Raw genomic sequence first — 26,912 nt, forward strand, 5'->3', positions numbered from 1 at the left:
AGGATGGGTTGTGTGCAATCAGAGTATCGTTAAGTAAATGTCGAAAATCACTTTGGGTTAGCCTCGTATGGACACAGGTTGCTGCGCAATACGAGGTTAAATTTTCGTTTTACACTTTATAGTATTTCAACTTAGTGAGCATGCTCTCCACTATGACTCTTAAATTTTCACTTGCTTGTTTGGTATTTCGCGCAAGTACTGCATTTTCATCACTGGTGGTATGAATATTTGATACCCGTCCACTGATATCCGTTGATGCCTGTTTTTGCTGTTCAACTGCGCTTGCGATTTGAATGTTATAGCTCGATATTTTCGCTACAGAACGCAAGACATCATCTACGGCGACGCCCGCTTTTTTGGTACTTTCAACGTTGAGAAGTGAATTATCTTTATTTTGACCCATCATTTCAGTGGTTTGCGTAGCCCCTTTATGCAGACGCTCGATCATAGCTCTGATCTCTTCGGTTGATTTTTGGGTTCGACTGGCCAATGTACGTACTTCATCAGCCACCACAGCAAAACCTCGTCCATGTTCACCTGCTCTGGCGGCTTCAATCGCTGCATTTAATGCTAAAAGATTGGTTTGTTCAGCAATATTTTGAATCACTTCTAACACCCCTGTAATCTCAGCGCTCGCATTTGAGAGCTCATTTACCACTTCGGCTGAATTTTCTATTTCACTAGCCTGTCGAGAAATAGAATCAATGATAAGAGCTAACTCCTGAGAGCTGGCTTGTGCTTCTCCGTCTGCGGCTCTAGCAGCATCTTCGGCATTTTTTGCGCTTTGAGCCAAAGATAGCGCGGTAACGTTCATTTCTTGAAGTGCTAAGGCCACTTGTTCGGTTTCTGACGATTGCTGTGTAACCAGATCGCTTGCTTGTGAAGATATATGGGTAAGTTCATTTGCTGATTTGAGCAGTTCAGCAGAGGATTCAGTGACGTCACTAACGGTTAGCTGAATACGATCTAACAACTTGTCTAAGCTATTTGACATACGTCCAAACTCATCGGAAGTGGTCGAGTTGAATCTGATGGTGAGATCTCCTTCATCTTCAGCAATATTTTCTATCGCGAGGGTATATTTTAATAAAGGGGCGCCGACTATTTTTTTAACCAATACAACCAGAACGATTATAATGACCCCGGCAACTACTGAGGTCATAACTAATATTTTGATGATTTCTGTAAAAATTGCATCGTATATTTCGTCATTTGAATAACCCAAGACAATGTCATATCCCCAAGCCTCGAATGGCACAGTAGTGAGTGTCCAAGCTTCATCTTTATTATTAATAATATCATTAAGTAGTGCACTGGATAGATGCTGAGAATGCAAGCGAATGTTACCATTTCCGTCCCTTAAAGCTACGAAGCCGCCATTTAAAATCGTTTGTTTGGCAAGGGCGGCATCTAGCTCTTTTAGATCAGCAGAATACCCTACATACCAAATTCCTATAATCTCGCGGTTTGGTCCAAAGATAGGTTCGTATCCGGTAATATAAGGCTTGCCTAATATATCTACCTGACCATAAAAAGCTCTGCCCTGATTGATATTTTGAATTGCTTTACCAGTAGGCGAGAGCTTGGTCCCGACTGCGCGTTGTTCTTGTCGCATAACATTGGTTGATATGCGGACATAATCGTCTCCGCTTTTGACGAAAATAGTTGCAGTACCGGACATAATACTGGTGACACCGTCGACTAATGTATAATTATTTGCCTGAGGGGATTGGCCCAATAAAAGCTCTGGAACGTCAACACCGTTTACCATTACTGAGCTACCTAATTGAGGAGGACCTAACTTGAAAGCGCGCTGCTTCAATAGCGCCATACTGTTTTCCACTCTGTCACGCATGATAGAGTTTAGAACGGTCAATATGCTTATCACTTTGCCACTGGTTTGTGTGATATCTCTCTCTACTTTCACGTGCGTTTCAGATGTCACCTTGGCAATCGTCGTGGTGATACTAATCACTCCAAATAGAATGATTAGGCCTAAAATAGAAAAAATAAACTTTCTTTGGATGGACATATACTTTACCTGCTCATAACGAATGAAATTAGTGTATGTACTATGTGTTAAAGATCATTGCGGCTATGAATAACCGATGATTGCTTTTTTCTTTGCTACTACGCGATTATAAATTAGCAAGACTGCAGCTGGCTTCGAAATCAGACTCACGCAGGACGTTAAGTGTTTATCGACCAGATCAATATAAATTATAGTTGTATATGACAAATTCAAAAAATAGCCCCAGGGTATTTAATTTTTAGGGCGTATCATGGATGCCATATCAGGTTTTACTGAGGTGTGAGCATGATTTATCGATACATACTCAACAGCAATATGGTAATTCAGTCAATCCTAAGGTGTTTTGTAATTTGCTCCACCGGTCCCCTTGGGAATCGCGGGCTTTGGGTATATACTACGCGGCCTTATTTTTCATATATTTAGTAGCTTGGTTTAGAGGCTTATTTCATCATGCGCACAGATTATTGCGGCAACATCAATGCATCACACATCGGACAAACAGTCACACTTTGCGGTTGGGTCAACCGTCGCCGAGATTTAGGCGGGGTTATTTTCATCGATTTACGCGATCGCGAAGGAATTGTACAAGTCGTCTATGATCCAGACTTAGCTGATTTGTTTGATACTGCCACCAGTTTACGCAGTGAATTTTGTGTACAAATTAAAGGATTAGTTCGTGCCCGGCCTGATGGCCAAGTTAACAAAGAAATGGGTACCGGCGAAATTGAAATCCTTGGAAAAGGTTTAACGATATTAAATAAATCAGCGGTATTACCGCTAGATAGTAATCAGGAAAATTCAGAAGAGCAGCGCTTAAAATATCGCTATTTGGATCTTCGACGTCCTTTGATGAGCGATCGTTTGAAATTCCGCGCTAAAGTTACCAGCGCAGTGCGAACTTATTTAGAAGGCGATGGCTTTTTAGATATCGAGACACCTATTTTGACCAAGGCAACGCCAGAAGGCGCCCGTGACTATTTGGTGCCTAGTCGAACGCATAAAGGTAAGTTCTTTGCTTTACCTCAGTCACCTCAGTTATTTAAGCAACTGTTAATGATGTCTGGCATGGACCGTTACTACCAAATCGTTAAGTGTTTCCGTGATGAAGACTTACGCGCGGACCGTCAGCCGGAGTTTACCCAAATCGATATAGAGACGACATTTTTGCGCGCCGACCAAGTGATGGAAATCACTGAAGGTATGATCCGTAATTTGTTTATAAAAATGCTCGATGTAGATTTAGGTGTCTTCCCGCAAATGACATATGCCGATGCGATGCGTCGTTTTGGCAGTGATAAACCGGACTTGCGTAACCCATTAGAATTGGTTGACGTAGCCGACATTTTAAAAGATGTAGAATTCAAAGTGTTTGCAGGCCCTGCCAACGATGCTAAAGGCCGTGTTGCCGTAATCCGCGTACCGGGCGGTGCGAGTATGACCCGCAAGCAAATCGACGAATACACCAAATTTGTGGGTATTTATGGTGCGAAAGGCTTGGCTTGGATGAAAGTTAACGACATTGATGCCGGTGTTGACGGTTTGCAATCGCCAATATTGAAATTTTTGGGTGAAGATATTGCTAAACAAGTATTAGCACGTGTTGCAGCACAAAGTGGCGATATTCTATTATTTGGTGCAGATACCGCAACGGTTGTTACTGAAGCGTTGGGCGCGCTTCGCCTCAAAGTTGGTGAAGATTTAGATTTGCTTGAAGGTGAGTGGAAACCGCTTTGGGTGATTGATTTTCCCATGTTTGAAGAAGTTGACGGGCAGTTCTATGCTCTACATCACCCATTTACAGCACCACGGGATATGACAGCTGAGCAATTGGCAGCCGATCCTGCTAATGCCTTATCTAATGCCTATGACATGGTGCTTAACGGTTGTGAATTAGGCGGTGGCTCTGTGCGTATTCATGATCAGGAAATGCAAGCGAAGGTGTTTAGTATTCTAGGTATCAGCGATGAAGAAGCAGAAGCGAAGTTTGGTTTCTTACTGGAAGCACTCAAGTTTGGTGCGCCGCCTCATGCAGGTTTAGCGTTTGGTTTAGACCGGTTAGTCATGCTTATGACTGGCGCGACCTCTATTCGAGACGTTATGGCCTTTCCAAAAACCACCACTGCGGCTTGTCCGTTAACGAATGCGCCAGGTTTTGCTAGCGATGAACAACTTAAAGAGTTGTCGATTCGCACGCAGCTAGCCCAAGATAAAGCGTCAAGCGCGGAGTAACGTTTCTGCTAGATAATAAAGACGTTTACCGACGGCCCGAGTCGGCATTGGTGGTTATTTATGACCGCCAATGTCGGGTTTTAGTGATGCAAAGACAAGACGACCCACAGTTTTGGCAGTCAGTTACTGGTACCCTCGAAACGGGGGAGCTAGCTATTAGTACGGCTTTTAGAGAAGTAAAAGAAGAGACCGGTATTGATATTCGTCAAGCCGGTTATCAATTACGTGATCATCAGCAGACGAATCGTTATGCGATCCGCGATATTTGGCAATATCGTTACCCTCCAAACACGCCTTACAACACTGAACATGTGTTTTCCGTGAAGATCGCGGGAAATGATCAAATAACCTTAACTGAACACTTAAGTTATCAATGGTTAGATAAAACCTCTGCTATGGCTAAGGTATGGTCCGATACTAATCGCGCCGCCATCAAACATTGTGTGCCTGATACGTTCTTGTCAGATTAGTCCTGAGTTACACCTTTTAACCTGACATATCGAACGACGTTAGGCTATTTACAGCAACTACAACTTATAGGTAGACCCAAACCGTGGCAATTATTCTTGGTATTGATCCAGGCTCACGTATAACCGGATACGGTGTCATTCAACGAGTAGGACGCCAGCAAGAATATTTGGGTAGCGGCTGTATTCGTATGCAAGGTGATGCCTTGGCTCCGCGTTTACAACAAATATTCGACGGTGTCAGTGAGTTGATCCTGCAATATAAACCCGACATGTTTGCTATAGAGCAAGTCTTTATGGCGAAAAATCCCGATTCAGCTTTGAAGCTAGGTCAAGCTCGAGGCGCTGCTATGGTTGCGGCAACTAATCAAGGTTTAGATGTGGCAGAGTATTCAGCTCGGCAAATTAAACAATCGGTTGTAGGCAATGGCAATGCCCAGAAAACACAGGTGCAACATATGGTGACGTTTATTTTAAAACTACCGGGCACTCCCCAGGCTGATGCAGCTGATGCATTGGCTGTTGCGTTATGCCACAGTCATACGCACGAGAACTTAATCAAGATGTCTGGGCAAGTGAAAAAAACGGTTCGTGGTCGATTACGTTAATTTAATAAACGAAAAAGAGAACAAATATGATAGGTAGAATTCGCGGCACGGTAATCGAAAAGCAACCACCAGAGGTATTGATTGACGTTGCGGGGGTGGGGTACGAAATACAAATTCCTATGACCAGCTTTTATCAATTACCCGAAATTGGCGCGGAAGCCTGTGTTTATACCCATTTTGTTGTCCGTGAAGATGCCCAATTGTTGTTCGGTTTTGCCGATAAGAATGAGCGTGCAGTATTTCGGGAGCTGATTAAAGCCAGTGGTGTTGGGCCGAAATTAGCGCTGACTATTTTATCTGGTATGTCAGGCCAACACTTTATGCAATGCGTTGCCCAAGAAGATATCACTGCCCTGGTTAAACTTCCTGGTGTAGGTAAAAAGACGGCTGAGAGATTAGTTATCGAGATGCGCGATCGCTTTAAAAAGCTGACCTTGGAACAAACGGCGAGTGACGACTTTACATTACAGGGTAGTAGCAACGTTGAAAATACGTTTGTGACTTCCAGTGACGCAAAAGAAGAAGCGTTAAGTGCGCTTGTCGCTCTTGGCTACAAGGTGCCACAAGCGAGCAAGGTGATTAATTCTGTGTACGTAAAAGATATTACCAGCGAAGAGCTGATACGTGAATCTTTGCGAGCAATGATCTAAGTAACAGGTGATAGGCGGGTGCCCAGGAAATTGTGGAGGTAGATGCTTGAGTATCCGGCTCGACTCTCATAGACTAGACACTGTATATAAAACCACTACCAAAAGTTAAATTATCCCCATGATAGAAGCCGATCGTCTAATTCAACCCACCGCTATTCGCGAAGATGAAATCATCGATCGTGCTATTCGCCCAAAAATGCTAGCCGATTATACTGGGCAAGATCATGTGTGTGAGCAAATGGATATATTTATTCAGGCGGCACGTAAACGCAGTGACGCGTTGGATCACTTACTTATATTTGGCCCCCCAGGTTTAGGTAAGACAACGCTAGCCAATATTGTTGCCAATGAAATGGGGGTTAGCATTAAAACCACCTCTGGGCCGGTACTTGAAAAAGCCGGTGATCTAGCGGCTTTGTTAACCAATCTTGAAGAAAACGATGTGTTGTTTATCGATGAAATTCATCGTCTTAGCCCTGTTGTTGAAGAGATCCTTTATCCTGCAATGGAGGATTATCAACTGGATATTATGATTGGTGAAGGGCCAGCAGCACGCTCTATCAAGCTCGAGCTACCGCCTTTTACACTGATCGGTGCGACGACAAGGGCTGGCTCATTAACGTCGCCATTGCGCGACAGATTTGGCATAGTTCAACGCTTAGAGTTTTATAATATTAAAGATTTGACCCAAATCGTTAAACGCTCAGCGAACTATTTAGCGCTCGATTTAGACGCTGATGGTGCTTTAGAGATAGCGAGACGTTCCAGAGGTACACCGCGCATCAGTAACCGATTACTGCGTAGAGTGCGAGATTACGCCGAAATTAAGGCTGATGGCATTATTAGCAGTGAAGTTGCCTCAGCAGCACTTGATATGCTCGATGTAGATAAAGAAGGATTTGACTACATGGATCGAAAATTGCTGGTCACTATAATTGATAAGTTTATGGGCGGACCCGTCGGGCTCGATAACTTAGCGGCAGCAATTGGTGAGGAGAAAGATACGATTGAAGATGTCATTGAGCCATTTTTAATTCAACAAGGATTTTTACAACGAACGCCCAGAGGACGGATCGTTTCCCAGCGAGCGTATTTGCATTTTGGCTTTGATTATACCCCTACCTGATAAGCGTTAATGACCTGCTAATTTTTAGGGCAACCGCTTTGCTCATACTGAGTGAACAGTAATGAGCTAGTTTTTTTAAGATAAAAAAAAGCCCGCAAAAAATGCGGGCAAAGCAACAAATAAAGTTGAATGGAATAAAATTCCAGGGAACATGTCAGTCAACAGGGAGTCAACATCAGCATCTGATTAACAATCGGTTGGAAACGTTTGCTAATCGAGAAAACAAGATCATTATAGCCCTGAGAACAAAATCTACAATTGAGAAAAATTACTAGCCTGACATTAGAAAAACTAATGGAAGCTATATTTCATTTACTTGTATATAAGTTGTTAATAGCCTCTATGTTTTTTATTTTCTTTATAAAACAAAGATTTATTTAATTAGCCTGTTATTTAACCTATTATATTTTTTGTTACATATTTCGTTGAGCTATGTATTTGTGCAAAAATTTTGAATATCTATGCAGTTATCGAATTTGAATGAAGAGAGTTACCCATGCTAATGTCTAATATTGTGTTTTAAATCATTGAATTTAAATATATTATTTTTGATTGGGCGGGGTTTGTTTATTGTTCATTGTGCATATATATGCGATACAAGTAGAACACGTTTAAATATCTTGGAATAAAGCCATGGCAGAAGATAAGTTAGCTATATTTGAGCATCAAATTAGGGTGTATTATGAAGATACTGATGCGGGAGGGATCGTTTATTACGCCAACTATTTAAAATTTCTTGAGCGTGCCAGAACTGAGTGGTTGCGTGCGTTAGGTATAGAGCAAGATGAGTTATTGGAACGATCCGTTGGTTTTGTCGTCAAACGTGTCGAAATGGATAATCATGCCCCAGCAAGGTTTAATGAACTATTGAGAATTCAAAGCGAAATAGTAGAATTAAAGCGTGCTAGTTTGATGTTCAAGCAAACAATAGTCAGTCCAAGTGGTCAACGCTTGGTCAGTGCATTAATCAGAGTGGCTTGTGTGGATCTTCGAGCAATGAAGCCACTGGCCATTCCGGCATTTATTTTAGAGGAATTTACGCGTGTCGTCTGAGTTATCAATATTTGGTTTATTTTGGCAAGCTAGCTTGTTAGTACAGTTAGTGATGTTGTTGTTATTAGGGGCGTCGGTCGCATCTTGGACATTTATTTTTCAACGTTCACAGGCGCTCAGGCGTGCTAAAAGCGAAATGAAAAAATTCGAAGATAAATTTTGGTCAGGGGTCGATCTCAATAGACTCTATCAAGAATTAGTTGCTCGACAGTCAGTACAAGGTATGGCGAGTCTATTTTGTGCCGGATTTAAAGAATTTGTTCGTCAGCGAAAATCGTCGTCAACACCACCAGAAGCTGTAATGGATGGAACTTATAGAGCCATGCGGGTTTCTCTTTCTCGTGAAGTTGATGAACTTGAAAGCCGCCTGCCATTTTTAGCGACCGTTGGTTCAATCAGTCCTTATATTGGTTTGTTCGGTACAGTTTGGGGGATCATGAATGCATTTATTGCCTTAGGTGAAGTGCAGCAGGCAACGCTAGCCATGGTGGCCCCTGGTATCGCGGAAGCATTGATCGCGACTGCGATGGGTCTATTTGCCGCAATTCCAGCTGTTATAGCTTATAACCGATTTAGCCATCAGGTGGAGAAACTAGAGAACAATTACGGTAACTTTATGGAAGAGTTTTCTAGTATATTGCAACGTCAGGCGTCAGTAGCAAAATCTGAATCGTCTATGTCTAGCGGACAACCCCAAGGGTAAACAGGCTTCTATTATGTATGTAAGAAAACGCCGTCGTCCGGTCTCAGAAATCAACGTTGTGCCTTATATCGATGTGATGCTAGTGCTGCTGATCATTTTCATGGTAACAGCACCACTTGTAACCCAAGGTGTTAAGGTCGATTTGCCCAAAGCACAAGCACAACCATTGCAGGATGATAGCAAGCCACCGTTGATTGCTTCAGTCGATGCAGAGGGTAACTACTACCTCAATATCGCTGAAGATCAGGACTTGGCGATGTCTGCAGTAGATGTTGCAACATTAGTGGCTGCGCAACTACGCATCGAGCCTGATACTCCGGTTGTGGTTAAAGGTGATGGGGCAGTGCCTTATAGTAATATCGTGCAATTGATGGTCTTGTTACAAAGAGCTGGCGCGCCGTCGGTCGGTCTGATGACTGACCCACCTGAGAATTAGGCATTAAACGAAGATGAAAAAAATGCCAGTACCACTGATCAAATCTGTGAGTTTGCACTTGGCTTTTGGCGTGCTTATCTTTGCTGGTATGGATTTCAAGTTGCCACAAGAAAGTACTGATGTGGCTGAGGCTCAACCTATTATTGATGCAGTTGCCGTGGATACAAAAGCGGTTGATGATCAGGTTAAGCGAATTGAAGATAAAAAAAAGCAACAGCAAAAAGCTGAGGAAGATCGCACTGCCGATTTAGAGCGCCGTGCCCGTGAGGCAGAGCGTAAGCGTAAACAGCAAGAACAAGAAGCAATTGATATTGAACAGCGCACTAAGCGTCAACGTGAAGAGCGAAAGCAAGCAGAACAAGCTGCGATTTCTGCTCGTAAAAAGCAACAGCTAGAAACAGCCAAAGCTAACGCGGCTGAAGCTGAACGTAAGCGCAAAGAGTTAGAACGGAAAAAAGCTGAAGAACTGGCCAAAAAAGCTAAAGAGACTCGTGAAAGAGAAGAAAAAGCCTTGAAAGAGGCCCAGCGTAAAAAAGCTGAAGCAGCTGATAAGGCTCGTCAAGAAAGAGCGTTACAAGATCAGCTTGAAGCTGAACAAGCTGTGCGTCAGCAACGACGAAGCAAGCAAGTGTTGACAGAAGTACAGAAATACCAGGCTTTGATTCATCAAGCCATTCAGCGGCAGTTGATAGTCGATAACTCAATGAAGGGAAAGTCCTGTCAATTGAATATTCGTTTGGCATCGTCTGGGTTAGTTATTCAGGTGAAAGAATTAAGAGGAGATCCTATTTTATGCCGAGCTGCTAAATCTGCTGTCTTTAAAGCAGGTAGCCTTCCGGTATCCAAGGAAGCTGATGTGTATGAAAAACTTCGAGATATTAATTTAACTGTAGAGCCCGAATTATAATGACAAGATTTACCCGAATTATTACTTTATTAGCCGTTTTGTTGAGTGCATCTTCCCACGCTAGTTTAGAGATTGTGATCACAGAAGGCACGGATTCTGCTCGTCCTGTTGCGGTTGTTCCGTTCAAATGGAATGGTCCAGGTAAGATGCCTGAACTGTTATCTGAGATCATCAGTGGGGATTTACTACGTAGCGGTAAATTCAACCCCATTGATATCTCTAGCATGCCTGCTCAGCCACACAGCGATGCTGGATTAGATTATAGTGCTTGGGCTGCGACTGGCGCCGAAGCAATTTTAGTTGGCTCGGTCACACCTGAAGGGCCCGACAAATATCGCGTTAGCTTTACCCTGGTAGATGCTATTCGTGGACAAATTACCGGTGGTAAGGCGCAGGCGTTAAGCGGTGGAAAGCTTACGAATAGTAATGATCATATATTAGATAGTCGCCAAACTGTTATTACTGGTCAAGGGTTTCGGCAGTACGCCCATCGTATAAGTGATGTGGTGTATGAAAAGCTAACGGGCGAGAAGGGCGCGTTTATGACGCGTATTGCTTATGTCGTGGTGCGTGATCGCAAAACGACGGAGTTTCCTTATCAACTTGTAGTGGCAGATTATGATGGCGTAAATGAAACTATGCTGCTGCGCTCAAAAGAGCCGCTAATGTCACCGTCTTGGTCCCCTGATGGAACCAGACTGGCTTATGTGACGTTCGAAAATAAACGGTCACAAATATATATTCAAGATTTGTATACTATGAGTCGCACACAAATGACGGATTTTCCCGGCATTAACAGTGCGCCTATATTTTCGCCAGATGGTAAAAAGTTGGCCATGGTACTTTCTAAAGACGGTAACCCAGAAATCTATGTGATGGATCTGGCATCAAAACGTTTAGAACGCATCACTCGTAACCGTGCAATTGACACTGAACCGAGCTGGACTCCAGACGGAAAGAGCTTGATATTTAGTTCTGAACGGGGTGGTAAACCACAAATATATCGCGTAGATTTAGCGTCTAACAGTGTTAGAAGACTGACGTTTGAAGGCGATATGAACCTAGGGGGAACTATTACCCCAGACGGTAGTCGCATGGTGATGGTTAACCGTACCAGAGGTAATTATCATATTGCAGCCCAAGATTTAAATGACGGTAATATACAGGTATTGACCAAAACCTATTTGGATGAATCTCCGAGTATTGCACCTAATGGAAGTATGATTATTTACAGTACGTTACATCAAGGCAAACAAGTTTTATCCTTGGTTTCTTTAGATGGTCGCTTTAAAGCACGTTTACCGGCTTCTGATGGCCAGGTGAAGTCGCCTAGCTGGTCACCATTTTTGTTGTAACTTATTTCACAAGCAATTTATAACTTTGATAATAATAAGGATTTAGAAAATGCAACTTAACAAAATATTCAAAGGCATCACACTTGCACTACCAATCGTAACAATGGTTGCTTGTTCATCTGGACCTAGCGAAGAAGAACTGGCAGCAGAAAGTAACCGAGTTGCTGCTGCTCAATCTGAAGCTGACCGTCTAGCTGAAGAGGAAAAAGTGCAAGCTGGCAATATTATGCCAATGCTATCCCCTGAAGAAGTCATGCAGAAAGAAAAAAGTGCATTGATGGAAGATCAGGTTGTTTATTTTGATTTTGACCGCTCTAGCGTAAGCTCAAAATATTATTCTTTGCTTGACCAACACGCTGCATTCTTGGTGAAAAATCCACAACAGTCTATTGTTGTTGAAGGGCATTGTGATAGCCGAGGAACACCAGAATATAATATTGCTTTAGGTGAGCGTCGCGCCAAATCTGTAGAAACATATTTAATGAATGCGGGTGTAAGTGCATCACAACTTTCAGTTGTTTCCTATGGAGAAGAAAAGCCAATCAATACTTCAGGCACTGACGCAGCCTTTACTGAAAATCGTCGCGGTGTTTTGGTTTATCAATAAAAGTTGGACTTATGAATAAACGCATTATTGCGCTTACTCTCTCAGCGATATTTGGGGCCGCAGTTAATGCGGCTCCTGCGCCTGTTGCAGACGTAAGCAGTGGCAGTACAGAGTCACGTTTAACCACATTGGAACGTATTTTCAATACCCGTACTGATCAACAACATCGAATTCAAGAGCAGCTTGATTTGCTTCAGAATGATGTAAATGAACTAAGAGGTAATATTGAAAAGCACAATTATCAGCTAGAGCGCATCCTGGAACGTCAGAGAGAGCTCTATTTAGAAATTGATAAGCGTATAGCTGCAGTGATGACACAACCCTCTTCTGGGGGCTCTGAGTCGCCTTCTCAGAGTGATGTTACAAGTCAGTCATCGCATCAGACAACCTTAAGTGAAGATCAAGCCTACGACAAAGCAGTGAATCTTATTCTCAAAGATAAACTGTATGATGATGCAATACCTGAGTTTCAATCTTTTTTACAAAAATTCCCTAATTCCAGTTATGCGTCAAATGCACATTATTGGTTAGGGCAATTATTGTTCAATAAACAAGATTGGTCAGCAGCTGCTTCGCAGTTCGAAACCCTGATTAATTCTTTTCCGGATTCGTCGAAGCGTGCAGATGCGATGTTAAAGTTAGGAATATGCGAGCAAGAGCGCTCAAATATTGCGCGGTCAGTCGAGTTATGGAAAAAAGTTGTTGCTGAATATCCAACTTCTTCGGCTAGAAAACTGGCAGAAATAAAATTAAAAGCAGTAAATTAATTAGTCGGTCGGTATATTTTATTAAAGTTTGAGCTTCAAATAGTTCAAAAAACAACCTTGTAAACTGGGATTTGTATGCTTTTTCGGCAAACGATACGATTTATGAAAATAAAGCTAAATTTAAGGTTGCATGAAGTTTCGAATTCAGTATTATATGCCGCCTCGTTGCAGTGAGGCGAGACGCAAAGCAAGAAAGGAATTAATTCCAAATAATTGATTTGCAGTAAGATTTAATTAGATGGGTCGTTAGCTCAGTTGGTAGAGCAGTTGACTTTTAATCAATTGGTCGCTGGTTCGAATCCAGCACGACCCACCAATTAAATCAAAGTAGTTATAGCGTTACAATTAGATGGGTCGTTAGCTCAGTTGGTAGAGCAGTTGACTTTTAATCAATTGGTCGCTGGTTCGAATCCAGCACGACCCACCATCTATTTTTAGTTAGTATCCAAGTACAAGTTATCTTAAATATTCTGAATAAATTCATACCTCTTCCATAACACTTTTCATTTTTAATTTAAATTCCAACTTCATTATTTGCTATCTCATTGCACATTTTTGTTTATGCAGCGAAATACTAATATTTACTATTTTATTGACTAGCTCTTCTACGGACTATCGATATTGATTACCTGCATGTATAACGTATTGAAATTATTTGTGTGAGGGTAATTCACCTACCTCAAAAAATACTCAATATGGGTTAATTCTTTCATGGAATTAAATTTACCATAGCGCTATCCTTTTATTTTTCTATTTACGGCTCAGTATTTACTTTTAACCTTGAATACTGGGAATGCGATGGATTACACTAAATTCATAATTTAGTTAAGGATATGTGTGCGTATGAATGCTCTTGAGTATGCAGAAAAAGCAGGTGACCTATTTGTCTTACCAGATTCTGTCACAAAAATTAAGCAGCTCATTGATGATGGCAGTGCATCGATAAACGAAGTCGCAGAGGTGATTAATCATGATCCTGCCATCGCGGCACAAATCCTGAAAATTGCTAACAGTGCCCTATATAAGTTTCCCGCAGTGATCACGACGGTGAATAAAGCGATTCAAATCATAGGAACAGACTCAGTATACGATTTAGTGCTCGCCTACGGCATCTCACACGCTTTTAAGGACATGAATGATAGTGACATTGATTTCACTGTCTTTTGGGAGCTAGGTGTGAGCTGCGGCTTGCTAGCTAAATACTTAGCGCAAGAAACGGCCGCTAAAAATCCTGACAAATTGTTTGTGTGTGGTTTATTACATAACATCGGTGAGTTGGCTATTTTACAACTATCGCCTGATCTAGCTGAAAAATGTAGCGCTTTCAGTGTGGAAAAATGTCCAGTCACGCTGCAGTCTGAGCATCTTGGCTTTACCTACGCAGAAATAAGTGCTGAGCTTTTAAAATTGTGGGGGATCCCAAGTGAAATATACGGACCTATTGCTCACCAACACGCCGCTTTACACAAGCCACAAAGTCATGAGGAAAAGGTGTTGCAGCTTGCGGCAAACTTAGCCTTAAATAATGTATATGGTGAAATTTACAGCCGTTTGGATAACATTAATCCAGCACAATATGAAATCTTAAATCTAGATTTAGATGACTTAGATGCTGCATTAGACTTTACTAATATGCAGTTAATTAGCACATTAGCGATTTTTAGCCCGTCGACATTTAGTATTTACTAGCGAGAAAATAGAATATTTCTTAGGGAGCAAAATTATTTTTGCTAAAGTGTTTAACGTTAGTGCGCGTTTATACGCCCTAACGTTAACTAACAAGCGTTAGTCGAATACCGCTATCGTCTGACGACTGATTGCTATCAATTGGCCTTTTGAATCCCAAATATTAGCCTCCGTTTGTGCATAACCATCAGCTGCTTGGCGGGTCCGCACCTGATACGCGAACCATTCTTGAGGGGAGAATGCATAATGAGGATAAACAAACTCTATATTCCAGCTCATTGTACTGGCTGGCGCAGGCCAATTAAGCATTTGCAAAGTGGTCGGTGGCCAACCATCTATTAGGGCAATCAAATGGGCATCTGTTAGTGCCTTAGGGGGTTTAGTAAAACGCATCCAACCATCGATTTTACTTTCTTTGCTGCCGGTAAATGGTAATCCACCTCCTTGGCGCGCTAAATCAATATGACGTAAAAATTTTGGAGTGATTTTTGGGATTTGCGGTAAAAAATCAGCTTTGGTTGGCGCTCGCATTGTATGTCGGTCAGTATTAGGAACGTCAATTTTAGAATCTCGGGACACGCCAAAAGCGGCTTGAACCATGACACACACATTTCCGTCCTGAATTGCCTTACCGATTACTTGTGTCACGTTTTTACCTTGGCGTAAAACCTCCACCTCGATATCGTAAGGTGCTTCGGTTATTACCGGACCAACAAAATTACAGGCAAAAGAACGCAGTAATCTGTCGTTACTCACCTTCTCGCGTATAGCACTGTAAACCAACGCACCCGTAAGTCCGCCGTACGCTGTTCGTCCCTGGGCCCATTCTTTAGGAATACTCAGTTGAGGTCTGTCATGCTCTTCGCTATTAATATAAAGATTCGTAGCGTCGATAAGGTCATCAATATGCATAAATCCTATCACTCATGTAGGGTCTGTAATTAAACAGAGCTGGTCGGATGTGTTTAGGTTATTCTATCACGCAAAAATTCTAACACTGTATGTATTCAAGTGAATAATTTGTCCCTGTTATTTGTGTATATAAGTACTTGTTATGTTTACATTTAGTTTACGATTTTATCACAAAGTTATTGTTATTTAGACACTGACAAGATTAGTATGGGGTTCGCGAACATAGAAAATAGTTACATTTGCGGGAGCATAAATGACTGCGAATATCAGCGCTGTGCCTGTTACTCAGCAGGAGAATTTTAAACAAATTATTAAGCCTTAACGTACCTATGTATTAACAATACTAACCTTGGTTTGTGTATTCAATTTTATCGGTATTTTAAGTAAGTCGCTGACAGATGAGCGTGGTGAAGTTGAGGCTTTACGATTGTCTTTATCTGCGGTTTCAGTAACTGATGTATTAGCGATCATCGCTTTTATTTGGACCGACAGAAGGAACCCAGTAGACTGGGCCGCAGCAGAAAAACGTAATGGTTAAAAGGACATAAAGTTGGAACATAATAACGAAGTGAATGTGCATTTTGCTCATGCGAATGGCTTTCCTGCGGGGAGTTATCGTAAGTTATTTGATGCCCTAAACGACGATTACGGTTTGTGTGCCCTAGAAAAATTTGGTCACACCAAACGATTCCCTATTTCAAAGAATTGGCAAAATCAAACCCAGGAGTTGATTAATTATATTGAATCAACTCAGCAACATCCTGTTTATGCTGTGGGGCATTCGTTTGGGGGGGTTGTTTCATATATGGCGGCATGTACCAGACCAGACTTATTTAAAGGCTTGATCATGCTCGATCCTCCCATGATTACCGGACTAACCCGGTTACTTTTTGGCGGGATAAAAGCGACATCGTTGATAGATAAATTTACACCAGCAGGGAAGACCGTTAATCGATGTCGTCGCTGGGGGAAAGATCAAGATTTAGTCGCGTATTTTCAAGCTAGGGCGTTGTTTAAAAATATGGATAAAGATTGTATCGCTGACTATGTAAGTAGCGTCACTGAGCAACGGGACGAGCATATTCATTTACATTTTAAACCAGAAGTTGAAGCGAATATATTTCGTAACGTTCCTGATGATATTCCACGTTACTATGGGAAGCTTGCTTGTCCGGCGCTATTAGTTACAGGGGAACATACAATGGTGTGTACTGAGCGTCGTATACGCCCATTTATTCGAGGGAATCATTTAGAGCACACTGTATTTTCTGGTGGCGGGCACATGTTTCCTCTTGAATCGCCAATTGAAACTGCCGCGTTAATCAATCAAACGATTGAAAAGTGGGAAGCAGCCCAATAAAAAATGAGGGCAAATTAACTTATAAAAAAACCAGACTAAGTCTGGTTTTTTTGGTTAGATAAAATGGTTATATCCCCACTTTAAGACCAAGCATTTCTCGGGTAACTAACACAACACCTTTGTCGGTGACTCGAAATCCTCTTGCCCTATCTTCATCATGATTATGTCCAATCACCATGCCTTCTGGCACGATGCAACCACGATCGATTATGGCTTTCTTTATCTTACAATTACGCTCAATTTCTACATCAGGTAGTAATACAGACTCTTCTATCTCACTAAAAGAATGCACGTGTACATTCGAGAAACACAAACTCTTGCGCACGGTTGCACCAGAAATAATACAACCACCACTGACCACTGAGTCAATCGCGGCACCACAGCGGTTATATTCTTCCCAAACAAATTTTGCTGGTGGTAATTGCTCTTGGTACGTCCATATCGGCCATTTTTTATCGTAAAGGTTAAGCGGTGGTTTAGGAGAAACTAACTCCATGTTGGCTAACCAAAACGAATCCAAGGTACCTACATCTCGCCAGTAGGAAACTTCTCCGTCTTCATTGGCAAACGGATAAGCGTAAACAGCATGTTCTTTGATTATTGAGGGGATAATATCTTTGCCAAAATCACGCTCAGAGCCCTCATTCTGTGAGTCCCTTTTCAGGTGCTCGAAAAGAAAGTCAGTATCAAAGACATAGTTACCCATAGACGCAAGGCAACGTGTTGGGTCGTTAGGTAATGGAGTAGGGTGCTCTGGTTTTTCTTCAAAACCTAAAATACGATAATTTTCGTCAACTGACATAACACCAAATGCACCTGCAGCTTCTTCGATTGGAACAGGCATACAGCTTACCGTCATCTTTGCACCAGACTCTACATGGTGCGCAAGAATATTCGCATAATCCATACTGTAAATATGGTCACCAGATAAAATCATGACATATTTAGGTATTTCATCACGAATGATGTCGATGTTTTGGAATACCGCATCGGCTGTGCCTTCGTACCAGTTACCTGATGAGCGCTGAGAAGCAGGTAAAATTTCGACAGATTCTCCTAATTCTTTTCTGAAGTGTCCCCAGCCCCTTACGAGATGACGGATCAAAGAATGGGATTTATATTGGGTCACGACGCCAATACGTTTTATCCCTGAATTTATACAGTTTGATAATGGGAAGTCGATGATTCTAAATTTCCCCCCAAAGTACAAAGCAGGCTTGGCCCGCCAGTCGGTCAATTCGTGAAGACGAGAACCTCTACCGCCAGCTAGAATCAGGGCGTAGGTTTCGCGGGTCAGGTTGCTAATATAACGAGGACTTGGATTGGGCATAACAATTGACTCCATTCTTATTAGATTTTTTTGTGACGTTCTCAGTGTATAGGTAAGACACAACAACGGAGTCTTATCTTTTTGACTTCCGTTCTGGTGAAACCCAGTGTGGCACGGGCTGGCTTTGATTTCAATTTGCTTATTGAGGAATTGACCTGCATTTTTAACATATTAGTAACTTAATTGTTATGAGCTTAAAAAGTCGTCAAATGAACAGTTTTTATTTTCTGAATTAATTATTTGAAGCTTGCTTTGAGTTAATCCTTATTTATGCAGCGATGTATGTATTTGAGAGTTTACTTGATTGGTCGTTTTTCTTCTCGTACTGTGCTGGTAAGTTATGGCATATTTTTGATTAATATAATTATTTTTCAAGATTTGAGTATATGTATTCCCGCTAAATCACGGGAAAGTGTTAAGTAAATGTTATATATTTCACACACTGTTGAGTGAGGAGCTGCGTCATGTTGAAAAAGTTAAGCTTGGGGATTGTTGCATTTTTGATTTTTATCATTCTGGTAGGTTGGTGTTTACCGTCAGATTTTAAGGTTGTCCGCACTATTAGAATCAATGCCCCAGCAAATATCGTCTTCGACAATATAAAAGATTTACGTCAATGGCAAAATTGGGGGGTGTGGTTTAAGCGCGATCCTAATATGCAAGTAGCTTACGCGGGCCCTGATGCAGCAGTGGGGATGAGTTCAACGTGGAAAAGTGAGTCCCAAGGGAACGGGGAAATGGAAGTTATTGCGCTTGAACAAGACCAGCGCTTTATTTACACGTTGACCTTCCCCGATATGGGAATGGGATCAACGGGTGAACTTACTTTGCGCGATAAGGACGGTGAAACTGTCGTTATTTGGCATGATTATGGTGACGTAGGTGGGAATCCTTTATTACATTACGTTGCTTTCTTTATGGATCGTATGATTGGCGAAGACTTACAGATGGGGTTAGAAAATCTGAAAGTTATATCAGAAGCAGAGTTTCTGCGATTGTGAAGCGGGGCTAGTATAGGTTCAATTTAGGTGGAGCCTGTCTTTTTTTAGTTGAACATATCTGATCCTCCCATTATGGGGTAAGAGCTAAAACAATTGGTTTGAGAGGTGATATGAGTCGATTTCCAACCCATGGCAGTGTAGAGCTTGATGTTGTTGATAATATTTTATTAGTCGAAGGCCAAGGACCATGGAATTTGGAATCCGTAATGGAGTCTGAAAAGCAAATGGAACCGATATTGAAAGAACTGAGCGGAAGTCGATGGGGTGCTTTGGTTGTGCTACATGGAGACCCAATTTATGTTCCTGACGCGGCAGCATTTTTATCAAAAGTGATACAAGCCCAAAAAGCATTGGGCAGGGTCGCAACGGCCATGGTCGTGGAGCAGTCAAATACTCCGGCGTTTTCAAAACGTCACTTGGCACAAGTATTTGATGACGCCGGCGAAAATTATCGTTTTTTTCCAGATACAAAGCAGGCTAAGTGGTGGTTAATACAGCAAATAATGAAGCTCTCAGATTAACTAGCTTATCTGTACTGACAGCGTAAAAACCGAGGTATCTTGTTTTCTAACTATGTTGAGCTAAGGCTTTGGCGACCTTTGAAGTCGAATCAATGCCTAATTTAGCACAAACATGACGACCAGCTTGGGTTAACAAAGTCAAATCTATTCCACTTGAAATACCCATGCCATTTAACATATAAACCACGTCTTCGGTGGCGACATTGCCCGATGCACCTTTCGCATACGGACACCCACCTAACCCTGCTACTGCGCTATCCACCGTATTAATACCAAGTTGCAGGGCAACTAAGATATTGGCTAATGCTTGGCCATACGTATCGTGAAAATGAACAGCAACTGCTGATTTAGGTACGATTTCTAATACGGCTGTGAGCATAGTTTGCGTTGCGATGGGCGTACCCACTCCGATAGTATCTCCCAAGGAAATCTCATAGCACCCCATGTCGAGAAGGGTCTTTGCTATCCTAGCAACGCTCTCTGGGGGGATATCCCCTTCATATGGACAACCTAAAACACAAGAAACATAGCCTCTAACTTTTATCCCTTGCGCCTTAGCCGCAGCTATAACAGGCTCAAAACGCTCGAGGCTTTCGGCAATAGAGCAATTAATATTCTTGTGAGAAAAGGTTTCAGATGCTGAGCCAAATATAGCTACTTCATCGGCCCCGGCTAACATAGCGCACTCAAATCCTTTTAAATTTGGCGTTAGTGCACTGTATGTCACCCCTTTTTCACGATGAATAGCGGAAAAGACCTGAGCTGAATCTGCCATTTGAGGTACCCATTTGGGTGATACGAAACTACCGGTTTCAATCATCGTTAAACCCGCTTTCGCCAACTCTTCGACTAAGGTTACTTTGGTAGCCAAATCAATATTTTGCTTTTCATTTTGTAATCCGTCCCTGGGGCCGACTTCAACAATTTTGACATGTTTAGGTAAACGGCTATTCACGATGAGGTCTCCTCATTGGCAATAAAGTCCAATAATGCAGCCCCACCGTCTACAAGTTCACCTGCTTGATAAAAGAACTCGCTTACTAATCCGTCTTGAGTGGCTTTAATGGCATGTTCCATTTTCATGGCTTCCATTATCATTAAGGTCTGTCCTTTTTTAACGCTTTGATTCGGCTCAACGAGTAGAGCGACAATCGTACCGTTCATTGGCGCAACAAAGGCACCGTGTTGATCACTGTCATCGTTCACCCCCAAGTCTTTTTGAACATGGGTAAATTTAGCCATTCCATGACTATGAAATACTGCATATTCATGTTCGATTTGGTTTATGGTGACACTTTCACTGTGTCCGTTGACGGTAGCGAGTAGTCGATTCCCCGCTATTTGCCCCTCACATCGGTATGATTGGCCGTGCAAATCAATCATAAACGTACCGTGGGGCGTAGACGTTTGATTATCTACTTGTATTCTTTGTACTTTGACTTCGTGCTCTTGATTATCTAGCAGAATAAAGTAGTTATTTACGTAAATATCGTTTGCGCGCCAGTCACAAATGAGGCCCCAAGGTGATTGACTATCCTGATTGTTTACTGAGGTGATAGGCTGCTCAGACAAAGACAAGTATATGGCCAAATTTAAGAGCTGATTTTTGCTGTCTACACTATTTTTTTGAAAAATTTTCTCGTGATGTTTTTCGATAAAGCTAGTATCAATTTCTTCATCTTTAAATGCTTGAGTATCGATTAAGCGTCGTAGAAACGGGATGTTGGTGGTAACACCGTCAATGCGGTATTCTCCAAGAGATTGACTCAATCGAGCTAAAGCTCTTTCACGGTCTGTATCCCATACGATTAACTTAGCGATCATCGGGTCATAGTAAACAGATACTTCATCACCTTGCACTACGCCGCTGTCTATCCGAACATGAGCGGATTCTTGTGGCGTTTCCAATAAATGCAAGGTACCCGTAGCGGGCAAAAATTCGTTGTCTGGATCTTCAGCGTAAATACGCGCCTCAAAAGCGTGACCATTAATGCATAATTCATCTTGAGTTTTAGGTAAGGTTTCATTGGCGGCAATACGTAACTGCCATTCAACCAAATCTTGTCCTGAAATCATTTCGCTGACGGGATGCTCGACTTGTAATCGAGTATTCATCTCCATGAAGTAGAATTTGCCATCAGTATCAAGCAAGAACTCTACGGTCCCTGCGCCGACATAATCAATTGCTTTTGCTGCTTTTAACGCTGCATCGCCCATGGCCGCGCGTAGGGTTGAAGACATTTTGAAGGCAGGTGCTTCTTCTATCACTTTTTGATGGCGTCTTTGCACAGAGCAATCACGCTCAAAGATATGCACACCATTACCATGATGGTCACAAAATACTTGAACTTCGACGTGGCGAGGTTGGGTCAGGTATTTTTCAACTAGCATGATATCGTCGTTAAAACTCGACATGGCTTCACGCTTTGCTGCCGCAAGAGCATCATCAAATTCGTCTGCGCTCCATACTTGGCGCATGCCTTTTCCGCCGCCACCGGCGGCGGCTTTAAGTAAAACAGGATAACCCATGTCGTCTGCGTGTTGTTTAATAAGCGCGGCTGATTGGTCTGCGCCATGGTAGCCGGGTACTAAAGGTACATTAGCTTGTTGCATAATATGCTTGGCTGCAGATTTAGAGCCCATCGCTTCAATAGCCTGAATTGGGGGGCCGACAAAAATGATATTATTGTCTGCGCAGGCTTTGGCAAAACCGGCATTTTCCGACAAAAATCCATAGCCTGGGTGAATAGCGTCTGCACCGGTTGCTATGGCAGCAGCGATGACCTTATCAATTCTCAGGTAACTCTGGTTAGATGGCGATGGACCAATATGAATGGCTTCATCAGCCATTTTGACGTGTAGTGCTTTACTGTCCGCGTCCGAATATAAGGCAACCGTTTGGATACCCATGCGCTTCGCTGTGTTAATAATACGACAGCAAATTTCGCCACGATTGGCAATTAGGAGTTTTTTAATCATGAGATATACCAATTAGGTCGACGTTTTTGTAAAAAGGCACCTAGACCTTCTTGGCCTTCGGTTGATACCCGCGTTTTAGCAATACGTTCGCTGGTTATATTCCTAAGGGCCTCGTCAGGAACACGATTTGCCACATCAAGTATCAACTGCTTGGCTGCAGATACAGCGTGAGGGCCATTTTTAAGTATATTATCTAACATGCCATCGATGGTGCTATCTAGCTCTTCTTCGGTGACACTTTCACTTAGTAAGCCGATGCGTCTGGCTCGGCGCGACGAGAATACTTCTGCTGTAACAAAGTAACGTCGAGAATTCCGTTCGCCGATCGCTTGAATGACATATGGACTTATAGTCGCGGGTATTAAGCCTAGCTTGACCTCACTTAAACTGAACTTGCTCAACTTACTGCCTACCGCCATATCACAGCAGGCGATTAAACCTACAGCGCCACCAAATGCAGCACCTTGAACCCTAGCAATAGTTGGTTTTGGCAGGGTATTAAGTGTGTGCAACATGGTGGCTAAATTGTTAGCGTCATTTAGATTCTGCTCATAGGAGTATGTCGCCATGCGCTTCATCCAGTTTAAATCAGCACCCGCGCAGAAACTTTTACCTGTCGCAGCAAGAATGACCGCACGTACCGTTTGGTCATTTCCAAGTTGCGTGAATATTTCGCTCAAACGAGCAATTAAAACATCGTCGAAGGCATTGTGTACCTCGGGCCTGTTAAGGGTAACGGTCGCCACTCCACGTGGGTCAATTTCACAGGTTACACAGTCTGTTATCGAATTTGATATTATTGGGTTATCCATACTCAGGCATCCTTACATTCTGAACACCCCAAACTGGGTGTCCTCGATGGCTTTATTTAAACTGGCCGAAATTGACAGCCCAAGTACCATGCGCGTGTCTGCGGGATCGATTACGCCATCATCCCAAAGCCGAGCTGAAGCGTAATAGGGGTGTCCCTGATGTTCGTAGGTATCAACGATAGGTTGTTTAAAGGTCTTTTCTTCTTCGTCACTCCAGGTCTCGCCTGCTCGCTCACGTTGTTCACGTTTTACTTGAGATAATACGCCAGCAGCTTGTTCACCGCCCATTACCGATATACGTGCGTTAGGCCACATAAACATAAAACGTGGGTCATAGGCTCGACCGCACATGCCATAATTACCCGCGCCGAAACTACCGCCAATTAGAACGGTAAACTTCGGGACGTTAGCACATGCAACAGCGGTTACCATCTTAGCGCCGTGCTTCGCTATGCCGCCCGCTTCGTATTGTTTACCGACCATAAAACCGGTGATGTTTTGTAAGAAAACAAGGGGGATTTTGCGCTGGGCGCAAAGCTCGATAAAGTGAGCACCTTTTTGTGCTGATTCACTGAATAAAATCCCATTATTAGCGACAATACCGACTGGATAGCCAAATATTCGTGCAAATCCGCAAATTAAAGTATTTCCATAAAGGGTTTTAAATTCGTCAAATTCAGAGCCATCAACCACCCGGGCAATGACTTCACGTACGTCGTAAGGCTGACGCGAATCTTTAGGGATAATGCCATAGATATCTTCTTTAGGATAAATAGGGTCTACGCTAGGCTTAACATCTAGCGTTAAAGGTTTAACGCGATTCAATCGGGAAATGGCATCTCGGGCGATATGTAATGCGTGCTGGTCGTTGTTGGCCAAATGGTCAACCACACCCGATGTTCTGCAGTGTACATCGCCACCACCTAATTCTTCAGCGGTGACGACTTCTCCGGTAGCGGCTTTAACTAAGGGCGGCCCACCGAGAAAAATAGTTCCTTGGTTTTTGACGATAATGGATTCGTCTGCCATAGCTGGTACGTATGCGCCGCCTGCGGTGCAACTACCCATTACGACTGCAATTTGCGGTATGTTTTGCGCTGACATGGTGGCTTGGTTGAAAAAGATACGGCCAAAATGTTCTCTGTCGGGAAACACTTCATCTTGACGGGGTAGGTTGGCGCCACCTGAGTCGACCAAGTATATACAGGGTAAGTTGTTCTGTTGCGCGATAGTTTGCGCGCGTAAATGCTTTTTCACGGTTAAAGGGTAGTAAGTTCCACCTTTAACCGTCGCATCGTTGGCGACTATCATACATTCGATGCCTGAGACTCGGCCGATACCTGCAATAACGCCTGCGCTGGGTACATAGTCGTCATAGACTTCCCATGCCGCCAATTGTGATAACTCTAAAAACGGGGAGCCAACATCAAGTAATTCGTCAATACGCACTCTGGGCAGGAGCTTGCCTCGATCGGTATGGCGCTTATTCGCTTTTTCGCCACCACCTTGTTTGATCAAACTGATTTTATCATTTAGATCATCGATTTGCGCCTGCATGTGCGCAGCATTATCTACAAACTCTTGTGATTTGGAATTTATTTTACTGATTATGCGGGGCACGGTATTGCTCCAAATTAATGGCCGTCAGGTCTACTGATGGCACTGTTTTGTAAAGTAACGTTTAACACGCGATGTGAGTTATATGCTTTTGAAGATTAAATTAAGCTGACTCTTTGAATAATTCGCGACCAATTAACATACGGCGAATTTCTGATGTTCCGGCGCCAATTTCGTAAAGTTTCGCATCACGTAGTAAGCGTCCAGCTGGAAATTCATTGATATAGCCATTGCCACCGAGTAGTTGGATGGCATCAAGGGCCATCTTGGTCGCTAATTCTGCTGAATATAGAATAACCGCAGCGGCATCTTTGCGGGTTGTTTCGCCCCGATCACATGCTCGTGCTACCGTGTATACATAGGCTCGGGCGGCATTCATTTGTGTATACATATCGGCAACCTTACCTTGGACCAATTGAAACTCCCCTATGGACTGCCCAAACTGCTGACGATCGTGAATATAAGGCACAACTAAATCCATGCAGGCTTGCATAATCCCAAGCGGACCACCTGATAGAACAAGACGTTCATAATCTAATCCGCTCATTAGAACGCGAACACCATCGCCTTCATTACGAATGAGGTTTTCAGCTGGAACAGGGCAATCAACAAAGACCAGTTCGCAGGTATTAGATGAACGCATGCCTAACTTATCGAGCTTTTGTGCCTGACTAAAACCTTCAGTGCCACGTTCAACGATAAAGGCACTCATGCCTTTTGAACCTGCGCTAAGATCAGTTTTAGCGTAAATCACAAAGGTATGAGCATCTGGTCCATTCGTGATCCACATCTTATTACCGTTAAGAATATAGTGATCGCCTTTTTTATCGGCGCGTAGTTTCATACTGACGACATCTGAGCCTGCGTTAGGCTCGCTCATAGCTAAAGCACCAATATGCTCTCCACTGACCAATTTAGGTAGATATTTTTCTTTTTGCGCGTCAGATCCATTTTTATGAATTTGATTAACACATAAGTTTGAATGAGCACCGTAGCTTAAGCCAATACCGGCAGATGCTCGGCTGACTTCTTCCATAGCAACCACATGCGCTAAATATCCCATGTTAGAGCCGCCATACTGCTCAGCAACCGTCACACCTAAAAGACCCATATCACCTAGTTTTGGCCATAATTGATTGGGAAAGCTATTTTCTAAATCTGATTTTTCTGCTAATGGTGCTATCTCACCTTGAGCGAAGTTATATACGTGTTCGCGTAACATATCGATGTCTTCGCCAAGGCCAAAGTTTAGAGTGGGGTAGGGGGCATTCATGCGATTTTTCCTTGCTTAATTGTGGTCAGTTCGTCTTTACAACGGGCTTCTACATCATCAAGCTCCATCATTAAGGCTTTAATATCTTCCAATTGTTGAGCCATCACGATACGTTTTTGCTCAGTCATACTCAGCATGGCCTCTAATTGCGCTTCTGAATTTTGATGACTGTCATATAAGTCAAATAGTGTCTTGGTTTCTGCTAAAGAAAAACCTAAGCGTTTACCACGAAGTATTAGCTTTAAACGTACCTTGTCTTTTTTCTTATAAACTCTATTTTGTCCATTACGCGTAGGGTTCAGTAGTCCTGATTCTTCGTAAAAACGAATTGAACGTGAAGTGATATCAAGCTTTTTTGCTAACTCACCTATCGTGTAAATTTTTTCGGTCATGGGTCGGCCTTGTGACAAAATTTTGGATTATCTGGTAAATATTTATTTCTTCAGGCTTTACGTTAACGTAAAGTGCAAGTTAACGTAAA

At 42.6% G+C, this 26,912-nt stretch carries 26 protein-coding genes and 2 tRNA genes; 19 read left to right on the forward strand and 9 right to left on the reverse strand.

The features are described from left to right. Window positions 1-109: 109 nt before the first annotated feature. The gene (locus GQS54_RS15380) at window positions 110-2,032 is read right to left on the reverse strand and encodes a Cache 3/Cache 2 fusion domain-containing protein (protein ID WP_166424859.1); all 1,923 of its coding nucleotides are present in this window, start codon (window positions 2,030-2,032) and stop codon (window positions 110-112) included. 450 nt (window positions 2,033-2,482) lie between these two features. Between GQS54_RS15380 and aspS the strand changes: the two genes are divergently transcribed. The 15 genes from aspS (at window position 2,483) to GQS54_RS15455 (ending at window position 14,629) form a co-directional block, all read left to right on the forward strand. Further along, window positions 2,483-4,261 carry an aspartate--tRNA ligase gene (gene aspS / locus GQS54_RS15385; RefSeq protein WP_166424860.1) on the forward strand — a complete coding sequence of 593 codons (1,779 nt, stop codon included), beginning with the start codon at window positions 2,483-2,485 and terminating at the stop codon, window positions 4,259-4,261. A gap of 5 nt (window positions 4,262-4,266) precedes the next feature. After that, window positions 4,267-4,731 (forward strand): dihydroneopterin triphosphate diphosphatase, encoded by a 465-nt coding sequence (gene nudB / locus GQS54_RS15390; protein WP_166424902.1) that lies wholly within the window; start codon window positions 4,267-4,269, stop codon window positions 4,729-4,731. An 83-nt stretch (window positions 4,732-4,814) separates the two neighbouring features. After that, window positions 4,815-5,336, forward strand: coding sequence for a crossover junction endodeoxyribonuclease RuvC (gene ruvC / locus GQS54_RS15395; RefSeq protein ID WP_158770613.1), 522 nt, complete (start codon window positions 4,815-4,817; stop codon window positions 5,334-5,336). A 26-nt stretch (window positions 5,337-5,362) separates the two neighbouring features. Beyond that, the gene (gene ruvA, locus GQS54_RS15400) at window positions 5,363-5,986 is read left to right on the forward strand and encodes a Holliday junction branch migration protein RuvA (protein WP_166424861.1); all 624 of its coding nucleotides are present in this window, start codon (window positions 5,363-5,365) and stop codon (window positions 5,984-5,986) included. A gap of 118 nt (window positions 5,987-6,104) precedes the next feature. Beyond that, window positions 6,105-7,112, forward strand: a complete 1,008-nt coding sequence (gene ruvB / locus GQS54_RS15405; protein ID WP_166424862.1) for a Holliday junction branch migration DNA helicase RuvB — start codon at window positions 6,105-6,107, stop codon at window positions 7,110-7,112. Window positions 7,113-7,745: 633 nt separating this feature from the next. Then, a complete protein-coding gene (gene ybgC, locus GQS54_RS15410) occupies window positions 7,746-8,165 on the forward strand; it encodes a tol-pal system-associated acyl-CoA thioesterase (protein ID WP_166424863.1) in 420 nt (139 codons plus the stop codon). Then, window positions 8,155-8,868, forward strand: a complete 714-nt coding sequence (gene tolQ, locus GQS54_RS15415) for a protein TolQ (protein ID WP_166424864.1) — start codon at window positions 8,155-8,157, stop codon at window positions 8,866-8,868. The genes ybgC and tolQ overlap by 11 nt, the downstream gene beginning before the upstream one ends. A 13-nt stretch (window positions 8,869-8,881) precedes the next feature. Further along, window positions 8,882-9,304, forward strand: coding sequence for a protein TolR (tolR, locus tag GQS54_RS15420; RefSeq protein WP_166424865.1), 423 nt, complete (start codon window positions 8,882-8,884; stop codon window positions 9,302-9,304). A 13-nt stretch (window positions 9,305-9,317) separates the two neighbouring features. Beyond that, a complete protein-coding gene (gene tolA / locus GQS54_RS15425) occupies window positions 9,318-10,211 on the forward strand; it encodes a cell envelope integrity protein TolA (RefSeq protein WP_166424866.1) in 894 nt (297 codons plus the stop codon). Beyond that, window positions 10,211-11,566: a Tol-Pal system beta propeller repeat protein TolB gene (gene tolB, locus GQS54_RS15430; protein WP_166424867.1), complete on the forward strand. Its 1,356-nt coding sequence runs from the start codon at window positions 10,211-10,213 to the stop codon at window positions 11,564-11,566. The genes tolA and tolB overlap by 1 nt, the downstream gene beginning before the upstream one ends. Window positions 11,567-11,615: 49 nt before the next feature. Then, window positions 11,616-12,173 carry a peptidoglycan-associated lipoprotein Pal gene (pal, locus tag GQS54_RS15435; RefSeq protein WP_166424868.1) on the forward strand — a complete coding sequence of 186 codons (558 nt, stop codon included), beginning with the start codon at window positions 11,616-11,618 and terminating at the stop codon, window positions 12,171-12,173. Between the two features lie 11 nt (window positions 12,174-12,184). Continuing rightward, on the forward strand, window positions 12,185-12,940 hold the full coding sequence (gene ybgF / locus GQS54_RS15440; protein WP_166424869.1) for a tol-pal system protein YbgF: 756 nt from the start codon (window positions 12,185-12,187) through the stop codon (window positions 12,938-12,940). A 240-nt stretch (window positions 12,941-13,180) separates the two neighbouring features. Next, window positions 13,181-13,256, forward strand: a tRNA-Lys gene (locus tag GQS54_RS15445). 35 nt (window positions 13,257-13,291) lie between these two features. After that, a tRNA-Lys gene (locus tag GQS54_RS15450) sits at window positions 13,292-13,367 on the forward strand. 416 nt (window positions 13,368-13,783) lie between these two features. After that, window positions 13,784-14,629, forward strand: coding sequence for an HDOD domain-containing protein (locus GQS54_RS15455; RefSeq protein ID WP_166424903.1), 846 nt, complete (start codon window positions 13,784-13,786; stop codon window positions 14,627-14,629). Window positions 14,630-14,725: 96 nt separating this feature from the next. On the opposite strand, the gene GQS54_RS15460 is transcribed toward GQS54_RS15455, so the two are convergent. Beyond that, the gene (locus GQS54_RS15460; RefSeq protein WP_166424870.1) at window positions 14,726-15,538 is read right to left on the reverse strand and encodes a thioesterase family protein; all 813 of its coding nucleotides are present in this window, start codon (window positions 15,536-15,538) and stop codon (window positions 14,726-14,728) included. A 349-nt stretch (window positions 15,539-15,887) separates the two neighbouring features. Between GQS54_RS15460 and GQS54_RS15465 the strand changes: the two genes are divergently transcribed. Together GQS54_RS15465 and GQS54_RS15470 are read left to right on the forward strand one after the other, a co-directional pair. Continuing rightward, entirely contained in the window at window positions 15,888-16,076 is a 189-nt protein-coding gene (locus GQS54_RS15465; protein ID WP_240919967.1) for a hypothetical protein, read from the forward strand. Between the two features lie 12 nt (window positions 16,077-16,088). Continuing rightward, the gene (locus tag GQS54_RS15470) at window positions 16,089-16,898 is read left to right on the forward strand and encodes an alpha/beta hydrolase (protein ID WP_166424871.1); all 810 of its coding nucleotides are present in this window, start codon (window positions 16,089-16,091) and stop codon (window positions 16,896-16,898) included. A 67-nt stretch (window positions 16,899-16,965) separates the two neighbouring features. Here the strand turns inward: GQS54_RS15470 and glgC are convergent, their stop codons facing one another. After that, complete coding sequence (gene glgC / locus GQS54_RS15475) at window positions 16,966-18,228, reverse strand: glucose-1-phosphate adenylyltransferase (RefSeq protein ID WP_166424872.1); 1,263 nt, start codon at window positions 18,226-18,228, stop codon at window positions 16,966-16,968. Between the two features lie 464 nt (window positions 18,229-18,692). Here glgC and GQS54_RS15480 point away from each other — a divergent pair, with 464 nt between their 5' ends. Together GQS54_RS15480 and GQS54_RS15485 are read left to right on the forward strand one after the other, a co-directional pair. Next, window positions 18,693-19,229 (forward strand): SRPBCC family protein, encoded by a 537-nt coding sequence (locus GQS54_RS15480; protein WP_166424873.1) that lies wholly within the window; start codon window positions 18,693-18,695, stop codon window positions 19,227-19,229. Window positions 19,230-19,339: 110 nt separating this feature from the next. After that, a complete protein-coding gene (locus GQS54_RS15485; RefSeq protein ID WP_166424874.1) occupies window positions 19,340-19,750 on the forward strand; it encodes a hypothetical protein in 411 nt (136 codons plus the stop codon). A gap of 46 nt (window positions 19,751-19,796) precedes the next feature. Here GQS54_RS15485 and GQS54_RS15490 read toward each other — a convergent pair whose 3' ends face one another. From GQS54_RS15490 to GQS54_RS15515, 6 genes are all read right to left on the reverse strand, one after another. Then, entirely contained in the window at window positions 19,797-20,705 is a 909-nt protein-coding gene (locus GQS54_RS15490; protein WP_166424875.1) for a hydroxymethylglutaryl-CoA lyase, read from the reverse strand. Then, window positions 20,702-22,729 (reverse strand): acetyl/propionyl/methylcrotonyl-CoA carboxylase subunit alpha, encoded by a 2,028-nt coding sequence (locus GQS54_RS15495; protein ID WP_166424876.1) that lies wholly within the window; start codon window positions 22,727-22,729, stop codon window positions 20,702-20,704. The genes GQS54_RS15490 and GQS54_RS15495 overlap by 4 nt, the downstream gene beginning before the upstream one ends. Continuing rightward, on the reverse strand, window positions 22,726-23,541 hold the full coding sequence (locus GQS54_RS15500; protein ID WP_166424877.1) for an enoyl-CoA hydratase/isomerase family protein: 816 nt from the start codon (window positions 23,539-23,541) through the stop codon (window positions 22,726-22,728). Before GQS54_RS15500 ends, GQS54_RS15495 begins: the two co-directional genes overlap by 4 nt. A gap of 12 nt (window positions 23,542-23,553) precedes the next feature. Further along, window positions 23,554-25,161 (reverse strand): carboxyl transferase domain-containing protein, encoded by a 1,608-nt coding sequence (locus GQS54_RS15505; protein WP_166424878.1) that lies wholly within the window; start codon window positions 25,159-25,161, stop codon window positions 23,554-23,556. A gap of 100 nt (window positions 25,162-25,261) precedes the next feature. After that, a complete protein-coding gene (locus GQS54_RS15510) occupies window positions 25,262-26,431 on the reverse strand; it encodes an isovaleryl-CoA dehydrogenase (protein WP_166424879.1) in 1,170 nt (389 codons plus the stop codon). Beyond that, window positions 26,428-26,823 (reverse strand): MerR family DNA-binding transcriptional regulator, encoded by a 396-nt coding sequence (locus tag GQS54_RS15515; RefSeq protein WP_166424880.1) that lies wholly within the window; start codon window positions 26,821-26,823, stop codon window positions 26,428-26,430. Before GQS54_RS15515 ends, GQS54_RS15510 begins: the two co-directional genes overlap by 4 nt. Window positions 26,824-26,912: the final 89 nt, after the last annotated feature.

It is taken from the genome of Paraglaciecola sp. 20A4 (assembly GCF_011378905.1).
Classification (GTDB): domain Bacteria; phylum Pseudomonadota; class Gammaproteobacteria; order Enterobacterales; family Alteromonadaceae; genus Paraglaciecola.

Bases quoted from the DNA above. Each gene is read 5' to 3' on its own strand.
- GQS54_RS15380 (WP_166424859.1), bottom strand. From the start codon at position 2,032: ATGTCCATCCAAAGAAAGTTTATTTTTTCTATTTTAGGCCTAATCATT.
- aspS (WP_166424860.1), top strand. From the start codon at position 2,483: ATGCGCACAGATTATTGCGGCAACATCAATGCATCACACATCGGACAA.
- ruvA (WP_166424861.1), top strand. From the start codon at position 5,363: ATGATAGGTAGAATTCGCGGCACGGTAATCGAAAAGCAACCACCAGAG.
- ruvB (WP_166424862.1), top strand. From the start codon at position 6,105: ATGATAGAAGCCGATCGTCTAATTCAACCCACCGCTATTCGCGAAGAT.
- ybgC (WP_166424863.1), top strand. From the start codon at position 7,746: ATGGCAGAAGATAAGTTAGCTATATTTGAGCATCAAATTAGGGTGTAT.
- tolR (WP_166424865.1), top strand. From the start codon at position 8,882: ATGTATGTAAGAAAACGCCGTCGTCCGGTCTCAGAAATCAACGTTGTG.
- tolA (WP_166424866.1), top strand. From the start codon at position 9,318: ATGAAAAAAATGCCAGTACCACTGATCAAATCTGTGAGTTTGCACTTG.
- tolB (WP_166424867.1), top strand. From the start codon at position 10,211: ATGACAAGATTTACCCGAATTATTACTTTATTAGCCGTTTTGTTGAGT.
- pal (WP_166424868.1), top strand. From the start codon at position 11,616: ATGCAACTTAACAAAATATTCAAAGGCATCACACTTGCACTACCAATC.
- ybgF (WP_166424869.1), top strand. From the start codon at position 12,185: ATGAATAAACGCATTATTGCGCTTACTCTCTCAGCGATATTTGGGGCC.
- GQS54_RS15455 (WP_166424903.1), top strand. From the start codon at position 13,784: ATGAATGCTCTTGAGTATGCAGAAAAAGCAGGTGACCTATTTGTCTTA.
- GQS54_RS15460 (WP_166424870.1), bottom strand. From the start codon at position 15,538: ATGCATATTGATGACCTTATCGACGCTACGAATCTTTATATTAATAGC.
- glgC (WP_166424872.1), bottom strand. From the start codon at position 18,228: ATGCCCAATCCAAGTCCTCGTTATATTAGCAACCTGACCCGCGAAACC.
- GQS54_RS15480 (WP_166424873.1), top strand. From the start codon at position 18,693: ATGTTGAAAAAGTTAAGCTTGGGGATTGTTGCATTTTTGATTTTTATC.
- GQS54_RS15485 (WP_166424874.1), top strand. From the start codon at position 19,340: ATGAGTCGATTTCCAACCCATGGCAGTGTAGAGCTTGATGTTGTTGAT.
- GQS54_RS15495 (WP_166424876.1), bottom strand. From the start codon at position 22,729: ATGATTAAAAAACTCCTAATTGCCAATCGTGGCGAAATTTGCTGTCGT.
- GQS54_RS15500 (WP_166424877.1), bottom strand. From the start codon at position 23,541: ATGGATAACCCAATAATATCAAATTCGATAACAGACTGTGTAACCTGT.
- GQS54_RS15510 (WP_166424879.1), bottom strand. From the start codon at position 26,431: ATGAATGCCCCCTACCCCACTCTAAACTTTGGCCTTGGCGAAGACATC.
- GQS54_RS15515 (WP_166424880.1), bottom strand. From the start codon at position 26,823: ATGACCGAAAAAATTTACACGATAGGTGAGTTAGCAAAAAAGCTTGAT.